13 protein-coding genes are annotated in these 13,479 nt (G+C 68.8%); 8 read left to right on the top strand and 5 right to left on the bottom strand.

Features of this window, described 5'->3' with window-relative positions; all coding sequences use genetic code 11:
* Positions 1-420 precede the first annotated feature (420 nt).
* From AB0I54_RS13595 to dnaA, 5 genes are all read right to left on the bottom strand, one after another.
* Positions 421-963, bottom strand: coding sequence for a DciA family protein (locus AB0I54_RS13595; protein ID WP_363296147.1), 543 nt, complete (start codon positions 961-963; stop codon positions 421-423).
* Positions 960-2,081 (bottom strand): DNA replication/repair protein RecF, encoded by a 1,122-nt coding sequence (gene recF / locus AB0I54_RS13590; protein WP_363296146.1) that lies wholly within the window; start codon positions 2,079-2,081, stop codon positions 960-962. The genes AB0I54_RS13595 and recF overlap by 4 nt, the downstream gene beginning before the upstream one ends.
* Before the next feature lie 52 nt (positions 2,082-2,133).
* Positions 2,134-3,009 (bottom strand): phosphogluconate dehydrogenase (NAD(+)-dependent, decarboxylating), encoded by an 876-nt coding sequence (gnd, locus tag AB0I54_RS13585; protein ID WP_363296145.1) that lies wholly within the window; start codon positions 3,007-3,009, stop codon positions 2,134-2,136.
* Positions 3,010-3,169: 160 nt separating this feature from the next.
* Entirely contained in the window at positions 3,170-4,300 is a 1,131-nt protein-coding gene (gene dnaN / locus AB0I54_RS13580) for a DNA polymerase III subunit beta (protein WP_363296144.1), read from the bottom strand.
* 862 nt (positions 4,301-5,162) lie between these two features.
* Positions 5,163-7,121 carry a chromosomal replication initiator protein DnaA gene (gene dnaA, locus AB0I54_RS13575; protein WP_363296143.1) on the bottom strand — a complete coding sequence of 653 codons (1,959 nt, stop codon included), beginning with the start codon at positions 7,119-7,121 and terminating at the stop codon, positions 5,163-5,165.
* A 396-nt stretch (positions 7,122-7,517) separates the two neighbouring features.
* Between dnaA and rpmH the strand changes: the two genes are divergently transcribed.
* From rpmH to AB0I54_RS13535, 8 genes are all read left to right on the top strand, one after another.
* The gene (gene rpmH, locus AB0I54_RS13570) at positions 7,518-7,655 is read left to right on the top strand and encodes a 50S ribosomal protein L34 (protein ID WP_003956500.1); all 138 of its coding nucleotides are present in this window, start codon (positions 7,518-7,520) and stop codon (positions 7,653-7,655) included.
* A 21-nt stretch (positions 7,656-7,676) separates the two neighbouring features.
* Positions 7,677-8,048: a ribonuclease P protein component gene (gene rnpA / locus AB0I54_RS13565; protein WP_363296142.1), complete on the top strand. Its 372-nt coding sequence runs from the start codon at positions 7,677-7,679 to the stop codon at positions 8,046-8,048.
* A complete protein-coding gene (gene yidD, locus AB0I54_RS13560) occupies positions 8,045-8,410 on the top strand; it encodes a membrane protein insertion efficiency factor YidD (protein ID WP_363296141.1) in 366 nt (121 codons plus the stop codon). The genes rnpA and yidD overlap by 4 nt, the downstream gene beginning before the upstream one ends.
* A gap of 3 nt (positions 8,411-8,413) precedes the next feature.
* Entirely contained in the window at positions 8,414-9,673 is a 1,260-nt protein-coding gene (gene yidC, locus AB0I54_RS13555) for a membrane protein insertase YidC (protein ID WP_363296140.1), read from the top strand.
* A 15-nt stretch (positions 9,674-9,688) separates the two neighbouring features.
* A complete protein-coding gene (locus tag AB0I54_RS13550; RefSeq protein WP_189311399.1) occupies positions 9,689-10,201 on the top strand; it encodes a R3H domain-containing nucleic acid-binding protein in 513 nt (170 codons plus the stop codon).
* A 117-nt stretch (positions 10,202-10,318) separates the two neighbouring features.
* Positions 10,319-11,035 carry a 16S rRNA (guanine(527)-N(7))-methyltransferase RsmG gene (gene rsmG, locus AB0I54_RS13545; RefSeq protein ID WP_363296139.1) on the top strand — a complete coding sequence of 239 codons (717 nt, stop codon included), beginning with the start codon at positions 10,319-10,321 and terminating at the stop codon, positions 11,033-11,035.
* Positions 11,036-11,300: 265 nt separating this feature from the next.
* Complete coding sequence (locus tag AB0I54_RS13540; RefSeq protein ID WP_363296510.1) at positions 11,301-12,374, top strand: ParA family protein; 1,074 nt, start codon at positions 11,301-11,303, stop codon at positions 12,372-12,374.
* On the top strand, positions 12,371-13,471 hold the full coding sequence (locus AB0I54_RS13535) for a ParB/RepB/Spo0J family partition protein (RefSeq protein ID WP_363296138.1): 1,101 nt from the start codon (positions 12,371-12,373) through the stop codon (positions 13,469-13,471). Before AB0I54_RS13540 ends, AB0I54_RS13535 begins: the two co-directional genes overlap by 4 nt.
* Positions 13,472-13,479: the final 8 nt, after the last annotated feature.

The raw sequence follows: 13,479 nt of genomic DNA, 5'->3' as shown, positions 1-13,479 counted from the left end.
GAAGCGCCCTTTCTGGCACTGGCACAGCACGAGCCGGGCTCCTGGGGGCGCCCCCTTTGGGGGAGGTTGCCGGAGCGGCTGCGGCATGTTGCGGTGGTAAGCCTTGTTCAGCGTTGCTCAGCTTTTCCCGGACGTCCCCACGACTGGGGCGGGATTGGCTTCCAGTCTACCGGTAGCGCCGACAGTGATGGGGGTTTGCCGGTACCTGAGTCCCCATGTGCCGCCCTGAACCGGTCTCGGCCGGGTCCCGATATGTGGAAGGGGGCTCCAAGAGGCTCACGGAGGCACTCAGCGCTTCCGGCTGTCAACCCTTTGCTACTCCGGGGTCAGGTCGGGATTCGCAACAGCGTGCGGTTGTACGACAAGACGGCGCGCCGGTGTACGAGCGGACCGCGCCACGGCACCGCCACGTGAGGTATGTCACCCGTAGGTGTCACCGGGGCCCGTGCTCCCCGGGGCACGCAAGGAGCCGTAGCGGCGGACGGGACCGCCGGGGCCGTTCACCTTGATCAGCTTCACCGTGCCGTGGCCGAGGTCCTCGTTGAGCCGGGCGACCAGCGTCGGGGCGAGCAGCCGCAGCTGGGTCGCCCACGCCGTGGAGTCGCACTGCACGCTCAGGACGCGCTCGTCCTCGTCGTACCGCTGCGGTACGCAGTGCTTGGCCAGGTCCTCGCCGACGATCTGCGGCCAGCGGCCCATGACCCCGCCCACCGCGGCCGGGGTCTCCCAGCCGCGCTCGTTGATCAGCCGGTTGATCGCGGCACCGAGCGCCATCGGGTCGCGGCCGTCGGCGCGCGCGCCGGAGCGCAGGCCACCGCGCCGCGCCTGCTTCTTCTCCTGCGCCGCGGCGCCACGCGCGCGTGCCTGCTCCTTGGCGGCGCGCAACGCCACGCGCGCCAGGTCGACCCCGGAGGGCTCGGGCGCCTTCCCGCGGCCCTGGGGGGTGGGTTCGTCGGTGCTCATACGCGCTCCACCGTCCCCTCGGCCACGGTGTACCGCGCCCCCGCCAGGACGTGCGGCACGTCGTCGTCGACCGCGGCGGTCACCAGGACCTGCTCACCGGGCGCAACCAGCTCGGCCAGCCGCTCCCGGCGCCGGGCGTCCAGCTCGGCGAACACGTCGTCGAGGATCAGCACCGGCTCATTGCCCTCCGCGCGCAGAAGGTCGTACGACGCCAGGCGCAGCGCCAGCGCACAGGACCAGGACTCGCCGTGGGAGGCGTACCCCTTGGCGGGCAGCTGGCCGAGTCTGAGGATCACATCGTCACGGTGGGGGCCCACGAGCGTCACACCCCGCTCGATCTCCTGCTTGCGGGCCTCGGCCAGGGCTTCCATCAGCTGGGCGCAGAGGTCCTCGCGCGTGTGGGCCTCGCCGGGGGCGGACGGCTTGTACTCCAGGGCGACGGGACCGCCACCGGGGGCCAGCTGCTCGTACGCCTTGTCGGTCAGCGGATGGATCGCGGCGATCAGATCGAGGCGCTGGGCGAGCAGCTCGGCGCCCGCGCGCGCCAGGTGCTGGTCCCACACGTCGAGCGTGGACAGGTCCATGGAACGGCCGCCGTGCCGGCGGGCCAGCGCGGCCGACTTCAGAAGCGTGTTGCGCTGCTTGAGGACCCGCTCGTAGTCGGAGCGCACGCCCGCCATGCGCGGCGAGCGGGCGGTGATCAGCTCGTCGAGGAAGCGCCGCCGCTCACCGGGGTCACCCTTGACCAGGGCGAGATCCTCGGGCGCGAACAGCACGGTCCGTACGATCCCGAGCACATCACGGGGCCTGACCTGCGAGGACCTGTTGATACGGGCGCGGTTGGCCTTGCCCGGGTTCAGCTCGAGCTCGACCAGCTGCTGCCGCTCGCCCTGTCGGACCTGCGCCCGGATGATCGCGCGGTCGGCGCCCATGCGGACCAGGGGGGCGTCGGAGGCGACCCGGTGGCTGCCGAGGGTGGCGAGATAGCCGATGGCCTCGACGAGGTTCGTCTTCCCCTGCCCGTTGGGGCCGACGAAGGCGGTGACGCCCGGGTCCAGCGGGACCTCGACCCGGGCGTACGAGCGGAAGTCGGCCAGCGACAGATGCGTGACGTGCATGGTCGTTCGCCGACCTCCCCCAAGGTTGTGGATCGCGGGGCGACCCTGTGGATTACTTCTTCTCTACGGCGTGGCCGCCGAACTGGTTGCGCAGCGCGGCGATCATCTTCATCTGCGGCGAGTCCTCCTGGCGGGAGGCGAACCGCGCGAACAGCGAGGCGGTGATCGCGGGAAGCGGCACCGCGTTGTCTATGGCGGCCTCCACGGTCCACCGGCCCTCGCCGGAGTCCTGTGCATAACCCTTCAGCTCGGTCAGGTGCTCGTCCTCGTCGAGGGCGTTGACCGCGAGGTCCAGCAGCCAGGAGCGGATGACCGTGCCCTCCTGCCAGGAGCGGAAGACCTCACGGACGTCGGTCACGGAGTCGACCTTCTCCAGGAGCTCCCAGCCCTCGGCGTAGGCCTGCATCATCGCGTACTCGATGCCGTTGTGGACCATCTTCGCGAAGTGGCCCGCGCCGACCTTGCCCGCGTGCACCGCGCCGAAGTCGCCCTCGGGCCTGAGCGCGTCGAAGACCGGCTGCACCTTGGCGACGTTCTCGGCGTCGCCGCCGTACATCAGCGCATAGCCGTTCTCCAGGCCCCAGACGCCGCCGGAGACACCGCAGTCGACGAAGCCGATGCCCTTGGCGGCCAGCTCCTCGGCGTGCCGCTCGTCGTCCGTCCAGCGGGAGTTGCCGCCGTCCACGACCACGTCGCCGGGCTCCAGGAGCTCGGCGAGCCGGTCGATCGTGCTCTGGGTGGGCTCGCCGGCCGGGACCATCACCCAGACCACCCGCGGGCCGGGGAGCTTGCCCACAAGCTCTTCCAGGCTGTGGACATCCGCGAGGTCCGCGTTGCGGTCGTATCCGATGACGGTGTGGCCCGCGCGGCGAATCCGCTCGCGCATGTTGCCGCCCATCTTGCCGAGGCCGACGAGACCGAGGTCCATCAGTTGATCCTTAGGTTGCTCTGTGACGTGTGGGGCACCTTCGTACCCACGTCCGAGCCTAAACCCGGACTCTCACGCACATCTGTGGGCATACGCGCTCATACGTATGCCCTCACCTGCGGCTTCGTCCGACGGGGCGGTGACCGGTGGGCGGGCCCGCTCAGCCGCTGAGGCGCACCGGCATGATCAGGTACTTGTAGGCCTCGTCCGCCTCGGCGTCCACCGCCGGCTTGCCGCTGAGCAGCGCGGGCTTCGTGGACGTCGTGAACGACAGCTGCGCCACCGGCGAGTCGATGGCGCTCAGACCGTCGAGCAGGAAGGTCGGGTTGAAGGCGATCGAGATGTCGTCGCCGTCCAGCTGCGCGTCGACCCTTTCCACAGCCTGTGCGTCGTCGCTGGAGCCGGCCTCCAGGATGAGCACGCCCTGCTCGAAGCTGAGCCGCACCGGGGTGTTGCGCTCGGCGACCAGGGCGACGCGCTTGACGGCCTCCACGAAGGGGGCGGTCTCGATCACGGCGATGCTGTTGAACTCGGTCGGGAACAGCGTGCGGTACTTCGGGAGGTCGCCCTCCAGGAGGCGGGTGGTGGTCCGGCGTCCGGCGCCCTCGAAGCCGATCAGACCCTCGCCCGCGCCCGAGCCGGACAGCGCCAGGATCACGCTGTCGCCGCTGGTGAGCGCCTTGGCGGTGTCCAGGAGCGTCTTGGCGGGCACCAGGGCGACCGCCGAGGCGTCCGGGTTCTCCGGCTTCCACAGGAACTCACGGACCGCGAAACGGTAGCGGTCGGTGGAGGCCAGGGTGACCGTGTCGCCCTCGATCTCGATGCGCACACCGGTGAGGACGGGCAGCGTGTCGTCGCGGCCCGCGGCGATGGCGACCTGCTGGACGGCGGAGGCGAAGACCTCGCCGGGGACCGTGCCCGTCGCGTTCGGCATCTGGGGCAGGGACGGGTACTCCTCCACAGGCAGGGTGTGGAGTGTGAAGCGCGAGGAGCCGCAGACCACCGTCGCCCGTACACCGTCTGTGGAAATCTCCACCGGACGGTTGGGGAGGGCGCGGGAGATGTCGGCGAGCAGCCGGCCGGAGACGAGGACGGTGCCCTCCTCCTCGACCTCGGCCTCGACGGACACCCGGGCGGAGACCTCGTAGTCGAAGCTGGACAGGCTCAGCTGTCCGTCCTCGGCCCTCAGGAGAAGGCCGGCGAGGACAGGCGCCGGCGGACGGGCCGGAAGGCTGCGTGCCGCCCAGGCCACTGCCTCCGCGAGTACGTCGCGTTCCACCCGGATCTTCACCGTAAGCCGCCTCCTGCTGTTGCTACTGAGCCCTACGACTCGGTGTCACCGCCCACTGCGACGGGAAGAACACCGGGGACCAGTCTGACGCACGGCACTGACAGTAGGTGCCCGTCGGGGTCAAGTCGTGCCGAGGGGCAGCCGGGCTCGAAACGGCGAGTTGTGCACAGGCCCCGCTTCGAAACGGATTCCGCACTCTCTCTAGTCGGGAGTAGTAGTAGGGCCTGTGGATACCGTGGATAACCACGTTTGCCCAGCTCAGCGCGGAAATTTTGTCCACCGGTCCTGTGGGTGACGGCAGTGGACAACCAGGCGTCTCTGTGGAGAACAGGAAGTTCTGCACACACCGCCCACAGCCCGAGGGCAGTTCTCCCCAGCTGCGTCCCCAGATTTACCCACGTTTCCCACACCCCAATCCGGCACCTTGATGTGACGCCTTTCACTCGACGCGGTGATCGGGTGCGCCGCGTTGCCGAACAGTGGACAGCCATGTGGAGAAGCCGGGGATCGCTGGGGACAACCGGCCCCAGCCTGTGGGCTGCCGGTGGACAACTCCGTGCACAGCCTGTGGATCTTTCCTTCGTCCACAGTCTGTGGAGATCCTTCGTCCACCAATCCACAGCCAGGTGACCTGGTCTGATGGTCTTTCAACAGGGTTCCCTGTGGACACGATCTGGACAACTCCACAGTCCCCAGGATGTGGACGGAAGAAAGTCACCGAATCTGTGGAGAGCGGCCGTAACCCGGCTGGTAATCGAACATCGGGTTGCTGCCCGGTGACGGTCGTGGCCGTGCCGGAACGACGAAAGGCGCCCCCGGATGTCCTCCCGGGGGCGCCTTCAGCGCATGAGGGGCGTGGCGGTCAGCCGTTCTTGATGCGGTTGGTCAGCTCCGTGACCTGGTTGTAGATGGAGCGCCGCTCGGCCATCAGCGCGCGGATCTTGCGGTCGGCGTGCATCACGGTCGTGTGGTCGCGGCCGCCGAACTGGGCGCCGATCTTCGGCAGCGACAGGTCGGTGAGCTCACGGCACAGATACATGGCGATCTGGCGCGCGGTGACCAGGGCGCGGCCGCGCGAGGTGCCGCACAGGTCCTCGACCGTGAGGCCGAAGTAGTCGGCCGTCGCCCCCATGATGGCCGTCGCCGTGATCTCCGGCGCCGAGTCCTCGCCGCCCGGGATCAGGTCCTTGAGGACGATCTCCGTCAGGCCCAGGTCCACCGGCTGCCGGTTGAGCGACGCGAACGCGGTCACCCGGATCAGCGCGCCCTCCAGCTCGCGGATGTTGCGCGAGATGCGGGAGGCGATGAACTCCAGCACCTCCGGCGGGGCGTTCAGCTGCTCCTGCACCGCCTTCTTGCGGAGGATCGCGATGCGCGTCTCCAGCTCGGGCGGCTGGACGTCGGTGATCAGACCCCACTCGAACCGGTTCCGCAGCCGGTCCTCCAGCGTGACCAGCTGCTTGGGCGGCCGGTCGGAGGACAGCACGATCTGCTTGTTCGCGTTGTGGAGCGTGTTGAAGGTGTGGAAGAACTCCTCCTGCGTCGACTCCTTGTCCGCCAGGAACTGGATGTCGTCGACGAGCAGGATGTCCATCTCGCGGTAGCGCTTGCGGAAACTGTCGCCCTTGCCGTCGCGGATGGAGTTGATGAACTCGTTGGTGAACTCCTCGGAGCTCACATAGCGCACGCGCGTGCCCGGGTACAGGCTGCGCGCGTAGTGCCCGATCGCGTGCAGCAGGTGCGTCTTGCCGAGTCCCGACTCCCCGTAGATGAACAGAGGGTTGTACGCCTTCGCGGGCGCCTCGGCGACGGCGACCGCGGCCGCGTGCGCGAAGCGGTTCGAGGCACCGATGACGAACGTGTCGAAGAGGTACTTCGGGTTCAGCCGTGCGGTCGGCTCGCCCGGACCGGTCGCCGGCGCGGGCTTCGCGGCCAGCGGGCCGGGAGCACCGGTCGCCGGCCGTCCGGTGCCGCCCGGACCGCCGCGGTGCGCCTGACCGGAGCCGGACGGCTCGGGCAGGTCGCGGCGGGCGGCGTCGCGCTGGTCGTAGTCGACGCGTGACGGGTCGTAGTCGGAGCGCTGCTGGTCGTAGGAAGGGCGCTCCATCGACTGCGGGCGGTAGTCCTGGGACGGCGAGCCGTACGCGTCCTTGGCCGGGCCATAGGCGTCCTGGCCCGGGCCGTACGCGTCCTGCGAGCCGTAGTCCTGCGCCGGCGGGCCGTAGGAGTCGCGTGACGGCGGCCCGTAGGAGTCCTGGGACGGCGAGGCGTAGGGGTCCCGCTCCGGGAAGCCGAGCCGCGGCTGCTGCCAGCTGTACTCGTCCTGGGCGGGGCGCGGCCAGGCGCCGGGTTCGGGGCGCTGGTACTCGGACGGATAGGCGGGGCGGGCGGTCGGCAGCTGGTCCGGGCTCGGCGCCTGGTCGCCGCCCTGCCGCTGGTCGCCGCGGTGGCGGCCGTAGCCGTCGTACTGCCCGCCGGGCAGCTCCGGCTCCTCGTAGCGGGACTGCGGCTGGGCGGGGGGCGCCGGCGGGGCCGGGGGCTCGCCCGCGGAGTCGTCGACGGTGATCGCGATGCGGATCGGACGGCCGCACTCGCGGCTCAGGGTCTCGCTGACGATCGGGGCGAGACGGCCCTCCAGTACGCCCTTCGCGAATTCGTTCGGTACGGCGAGCAGGGCGGTGTCCGCGACCAGCGCGAGGGGCTGGCAGCGCCGGATCCAGTGCTCGTCCTTCGCCTCGACACCCTGACCGCGGCCCTCACCGAGGAGCTGCTCCAGTACTCGTGGCCACACTGCGGCAAGATCGGCAGGTACGTCAGCCACAGGGCACGCTCTCTCACAGGTCCCACGAACGTGTGGTTCGAGGACGGGTCGGGATGCAGATCGGGTGGGCGGGCGGGAGGAACCCGCTCGGCCGGGGATAAAGGAACGAATCGGAGTTCAGTCACGGTAGTCAGCGCGGCCCGTGCGGTTCAAGTTGTTGTCCCCAGCCTGTGGACAGTGTCTCTCCGTGACCCCTGGTTTGACCGGATGGCGCAGCCCCGCGTACCGTAACCAGGTCGAGTTGTCGATGGCTGCTGCCGCCTGCCTCCGATGGGCACAGGTCACTGAAGGTGATCGGAAAGCGGTGCACTCGGGCGTAACGCGAGCTTCTCGTGGGCGCACGGTGACAGCCAGGACGGCACCCCGCAACTACCCGATTTTTACTGGAGCCCCCGAGTGAGCAAGCGCACCTTCCAGCCGAACAACCGTCGTCGCGCGAAGACCCACGGCTTCCGGCTGCGTATGCGCACCCGTGCCGGCCGCGCGATTCTCGCGTCCCGCCGTAGCAAGGGTCGCGCCCGTCTGTCCGCCTGATCCCGATCAGGTCATGACGTCGTGCTGCCCACCGAGAACCGGCTGAGGCGGCGCGAGGACTTCGCGACCGCGGTACGACGGGGTCGTCGGGCTGGACGCCCGCTTCTCGTCGTCCACCTTCGTAGCGGTGCCACGGACCCGCACGCGCCTGGGGAGAGCGCTCCCCCGACGCGTGCGGGTTTCGTCGTGAGCAAGGCAGTGGGTGGCGCGGTCGTACGCAACACAGTGAAGCGCAGACTTCGCCATCTGATGCGTGACCGAGTCGCCCTGTTTCCCCCCGGTAGCCTGGTAGTCGTACGAGCGCTGCCCGGAGCGGGTGACGCAGACCATGCACAGCTGGCCCGAGACCTGGATGCCGCCCTTCAACGGCTGCTGGGAGGGGGCGCGCGATGAAGTACCCACTGCTGGCCCTGATCAAGCTGTACCAATGGACGATCAGTCCGCTGCTAGGCCCGGTGTGCAAGTACTACCCGTCGTGCTCCCACTACGGCTACACGGCCATCGACCGGCACGGTGCGATCAAGGGGACGGCACTCACCGCCTGGCGCATCCTCCGGTGCAATCCGTGGTCGCTCGGCGGTGTGGACCATGTTCCGCCGCGCAAGCGCCCGCGGTGGCACGAAATGCTGCGCGGCGCCTGGCGCGCACGCAGGGGCGGACCCTCCGCCGCCGAACCGGCCATCGTCGGGAAGCTCCCTTCCGAGCCCCCTTCGAGCCCGGCCGCAGAGACTTCGTCCCATGCCCAAGGAGCATGATTAGTGGACACGATTGCCAGCCTCTTCAGCTTCATCACGACACCCGTCTCCTGGGTCATCGTCCAGTTCCACACGGTGTACGGCGCCATCTTCGGTCCTGACACCGGCTGGGCCTGGGGCCTGTCCATCGTGTCCCTGGTGATTCTGATCCGGATCTGCCTGATCCCGCTGTTCGTGAAGCAGATCAAGGCGACCCGGGCCATGCAGACGCTCCAGCCCGAGATGAAGAAGATCCAGGAGCGCTACAAGAACGACAAGCAGCGTCAGTCCGAAGAGATGATGAAGCTGTACAAGGAGTCGGGCACCAACCCGCTCTCCTCGTGCCTTCCCATCCTGGCGCAGTCCCCGTTCTTCTTCGCCCTGTACCACGTGCTCAACGGCATCGCGTCGGGCCAGACCATCGGTGTCATCAACCAGAGCCTCCTGGAGAGCGCGCAGAAGGCGCATATCTTCGGTGCTCCGCTGGCCGCGAAGTTCACGGACGGTGCGGCGAAGGTGGAGTCGCTCGGTGCCTCCATCACCGACGTCCGGGTCGTCACCGCGATCATGATCGTCCTGATGTCGGCGTCGCAGTTCTACACGCAGCGTCAGCTGATGACGAAGAACGTCGACACGACGGTGAAGACGCCGTTCATGCAGCAGCAGAAGATGCTGATGTACGTCTTCCCGGTCATGTTCGCCGTCTTCGGCATCAACTTCCCGGTCGGTGTCCTCGTCTACTGGCTGACCACCAACGTGTGGACCATGGGCCAGCAGATGTACGTCATCCACAACAACCCGACCCCGGGTTCCAAGGCCCAGGCCGCCTACCTGGAGCGCCTGACCAAGCACGTGACGAGCCACGGCAAGACCCGTCGCCGCAGCGAGAAGACCATCGTCAAGGCGATCGTCGCCAAGGGCCGTGACCGCAATGAGTTCGAGCGCAAGTTCATCAACGCCCTGAGCAAGGCAGGCCTCGCCGCCGAGGTCGACGGCACCGTGGTGAAGAGCGAGAGCCCGGCCGCCGCCGTGTCCGAGGACGGCACGACCGCCGCTCCCCGGCGCCAGCAGCCCAAGCGCCAGACGAAGGCGCAGCGGCAGTCCGGCGGCGCGAAGCAGGCCGACGACCCCACGCCGACCACCTCGCTGGAGAAGTCCGACGAGCCGCAGGACGCCAAGCCCGCCGCCAAGCAGGACCCGAAGCCCGGCACCGGGAACCGCAGCAAGGCCCAGTCCGGTCAGCGCAAGGGTCCGCAGCGGCCCAAGTCCCCGTCCAAGAAGTAAGAAGGAGTCCATCCCGTGACGGAAGGCACCACCTCCGCCGCTGCCGAGGGTGCAGACACCCTGACCCGCCTGGAGCAGGAGGGCGAGATCGCGGCGGACTACCTCGAGGGTCTGCTGGACATCGCCGATCTCGACGGCGACATCGACATGGACGTCGAGGCCGACCGCGCCTCCGTGTCGATCATCAGCGACGCGGGCAGCCGCGACCTGCAGAAGCTGGTCGGCCGTGACGGCGAGGTGCTGGAGGCTCTGCAGGAGCTGACCCGACTGGCCGTGCACCGGGAGACCGGGGACCGCAGCCGGCTGATGCTGGACATCGCGGGCTACCGAGCCAAGAAGCGGGCCGAGCTCTCCGAGCTGGGTGCCAAGGCCGCCGCCGAGGTCAAGAGCTCCGGCGAGCCCGTGAAGCTGAAGCCGATGACCCCGTTCGAGCGCAAGGTCGTGCACGACGCGGTCAAGGCCGCGGGACTGCGCAGCGAGTCGGAGGGCGAGGAGCCGCAGCGCTTCGTCGTCGTGCTGCCCGCCTGATCGGTCTCCACAATCCACCGGCCCCGTCTGTTGCGCAGACGGGGCCGAACTTTGTCAGCCTGGTAGTTCTGGTGGTCGGCGCTCGGTGCGCCGGCGCTGTACGGAAGGACGGTCCCCGTGACGGAGGCAGCGGAGCTCCCCCCTGCGCCCGAACAGGCGCGGGAGGTGTTTGGTCATCGCTTCGCCGATGCGGTCCGCTACGCGGAGCTGCTCGCCGAGGCGGGCGTGCAGCGTGGTCTGATCGGCCCGCGGGAAGTGCCCCGTCTGTGGGAGCGCCACCTGCTGAACTGCGCGGTGCTCTCCGAAGTCGTCCCCGAGGGGGTGACGGTGTGCGACGTCGGCTCGGGCGCGGGCCTGCCAGGCATTCCCCTGGCGCTCGTCCGTGAGGACCTGAAGATCACGCTTCTGGAGCCGCTGCTGCGCCGCACGACCTTCCTCACCGAGGTCGTCGAGCTTCTGGGCCTGGATCACGTCACCGTTGTGCGTGGCCGTGCCGAGGAGGTCATGGGCAAGCTGCCGCCGGTCCATGTGGTGACGGCGCGGGCCGTGGCTCCGCTGGACCGGCTGGCCACCTGGGGCATCCCGCTGCTGCGGCCGTACGGCGAGATGCTCGCCCTGAAGGGGGACACCGCCGAGGAGGAGCTCAAGGCTGCGGCCACCGCGCTGAGCAAGCTCGGGGCGGTGGAGACGTCCGTGCTCCACGTGGGTGAAGGCGTCGTGGACCCGCTGTCCACGGTCGTACGGGTGGAGGTCGGGGAGAGCCCCGGCGGTGTGCGGTTCGCGGCGAAGCGGGCGAAGGCTGCCCGTACGGGGCGGGCACGCCGGCGGCGCTGATCCGTCCTGCGGACGAGACGTACTCCACACAAGCTGCCAGACCCATGCATGCCGGAGTGTCGTGAGGGCCCGGCCGCGGCCGCTGTGCATCGTGTTTCACGTGAAACGTCGCTCACTGTTGCACGGCATCATCAGTCGCGGCCGCGCTGCGGCCGAACCCCGCGACCGCAAGCCTCTCGGTTCACTCGGAGAGGCATCGGAGTTGTCCACAGAGGTGGATTTCTCCACAGAACAACAGGCCTCACTGGTTCGCGACCCCGAAGACATGGGAGGCTCTGTTCATTGCGAGCCTGAAGTCGAGGAGAGTGAATCCTTGCGGTCCGACGCCAACATCGCGGGACCGATGACCGATCCGGTCCCCGGTCCCCGTACCGAGTCGATGGGGGCGGATGTTTCACGTGAAACACCGCCTCCGATGGACGACACTCCGATCGGTCGTGCTGCCCAGCTGGCGGTGGAGGCTTTGGGCCGCGCCGGCGAAGGACTGCCACGACCGGAGCAGACCCGGGTCGTCGTCGTCGCCAACCAGAAGGGCGGTGTGGGCAAGACGACAACGACCGTCAATCTTGCCGCTTCGCTGGCCCTGCATGGCAGCCGCGTCCTGGTGATCGACCTCGACCCACAGGGCAATGCGTCCACGGCTCTGGGGATCGACCATCACGCCGATGTTCCTTCCATCTATGACGTGCTGGTCGAGAGCAAGCCTCTCGCGGATGTCGTACAGCCGGTCCCCGATGTCGAGGGTCTCTTCTGCGCCCCCGCCACGATCGATCTCGCCGGTGCGGAGATCGAGCTGGTGTCCCTCGTGGCGCGGGAGAGCAGGCTGCAGCGTGCGATCCAGGCATACGAGCAGCCGCTGGACTACATCCTGATCGACTGCCCGCCCTCTCTCGGTCTGCTCACGGTCAATGCTCTGGTCGCGGGCCAGGAGGTCCTGATCCCGATCCAGTGCGAGTACTACGCGCTGGAGGGCCTGGGGCAGCTGCTGCGCAACGTCGACCTGGTGCGGGGCCACCTCAACCCCGCCCTGCATGTATCGACGATCCTGCTCACCATGTACGACGGCCGGACGCGTCTTGCCTCCCAGGTCGCCGACGAGGTGCGCAGCCACTTTGGTGACGAGGTGCTGCGCACTAGCATTCCCCGGTCGGTCCGTATCTCCGAGGCGCCCAGCTATGGGCAGACGGTGCTGACCTACGATCCAGGATCGAGCGGTGCCCTCTCCTATCTGGAGGCCGCCCGAGAAATCGCGCTGAAGGGTGTCGGTGTCAGCTATGACCCGACGCAGGCCCACATCGGCGCCCAGAACAACCCGAGCATGGTGGAGGGGATCCAGTGAGCGAGCGACGGAGGGGTTTGGGCCGTGGGCTCGGCGCACTGATCCCCGCTGCCCCGACGGAGAAGACTCCGGCCCAGACCGCGTTGGGTGGTGCGGTTCCCGCGTCCCCCGCAGCGGTTCCGGTGCTGGCGAGCGACCGTGGGGTGGCCGCGGCGAAGGTGGCCACGCTGCCGCCTGTTTCACATGAAACCGAGGAGCCGTCGATGAACGGCTTCACGGAGACGCCCGCGCCTCCCGTGGGTGCCCACTTCGCCGAGATCCCCCTTGAGTCCATCACGCCGAACCCGCGCCAGCCGCGTGAGGTCTTCGACGAGGACGCGCTGCAGGAGCTGGTCACCTCCATCAAGGAGGTCGGTCTCCTCCAGCCCGTCGTCGTACGGCAGCTCGGCCCCGCGCGCTATGAACTCATCATGGGTGAGCGGCGCTGGCGGGCCTGCCGTGAGGCCGGCCTCGAAGCGATCCCGGCGATCGTGCGTGCCACCGACGACGAGAAGCTCCTCCTGGACGCGCTGCTGGAGAACCTGCACCGTGCCCAGCTGAACCCGCTGGAAGAGGCCGCCGCCTACGACCAGTTGCTGAAGGACTTCAACTGCACGCACGACCAGCTGGCGGACCGGATCGGGCGCTCTCGTCCGCAGGTCTCCAACACCCTGCGGCTGCTGAAGCTTTCTCCCGCGGTCCAGCGCCGGGTCGCCGCCGGAGTCCTCTCCGCCGGACATGCCCGCGCACTGCTGTCCGTCGAGGACTCGGAGGAGCAGGACCGCCTGGCCCACCGGATCGTGGCCGAGGGACTCTCGGTGCGGGCCGTGGAGGAGATCGTGACCCTCATGGGATCGCGGCCCCAGACGGCACAGCGGGCCAAGGGACCGCGTGCCGGTGCCCTGGTCTCCCCGGCGCTGAGCGAGCTCGCCACGCGTCTGTCGGACCGGTTCGAGACGCGGGTGAAGGTCGACCTGGGCCAGAAGAAGGGCAAGATCACCGTCGAGTTCGCCTCGATGGAAGACCTTGAGCGGATCCTCGGCACGCTCGCCCCGGGCGAGGGACCGGTCCTGCAGAGGGGCGTCCCGGACGATCTGTCCGAGGAGACGGAGGACTGAGCCCCGGG

Origin of the sequence: Streptomyces sp. NPDC050625 (genome assembly GCF_040654755.1) — a bacterium.
Taxonomy (GTDB): domain Bacteria; phylum Actinomycetota; class Actinomycetes; order Streptomycetales; family Streptomycetaceae; genus Streptomyces.
This window is presented reverse-complemented; position numbering and strand designations above follow the sequence as displayed.

Excerpts from the sequence above, each read along its gene's own strand:
- AB0I54_RS13595 (WP_363296147.1), bottom strand. The coding sequence starts at position 963 with ATGAGCACCGACGAACCCACCCCCCAGGGCCGCGGGAAGGCGCCCGAG.
- recF (WP_363296146.1), bottom strand. The coding sequence starts at position 2,081 with ATGCACGTCACGCATCTGTCGCTGGCCGACTTCCGCTCGTACGCCCGG.
- gnd (WP_363296145.1), bottom strand. The coding sequence starts at position 3,009 with ATGGACCTCGGTCTCGTCGGCCTCGGCAAGATGGGCGGCAACATGCGC.
- yidD (WP_363296141.1), top strand. The coding sequence starts at position 8,045 with ATGAAGTACCCACTGCTGGCCCTGATCAAGCTGTACCAATGGACGATC.
- AB0I54_RS13540 (WP_363296510.1), top strand. The coding sequence starts at position 11,301 with ATGGGAGGCTCTGTTCATTGCGAGCCTGAAGTCGAGGAGAGTGAATCC.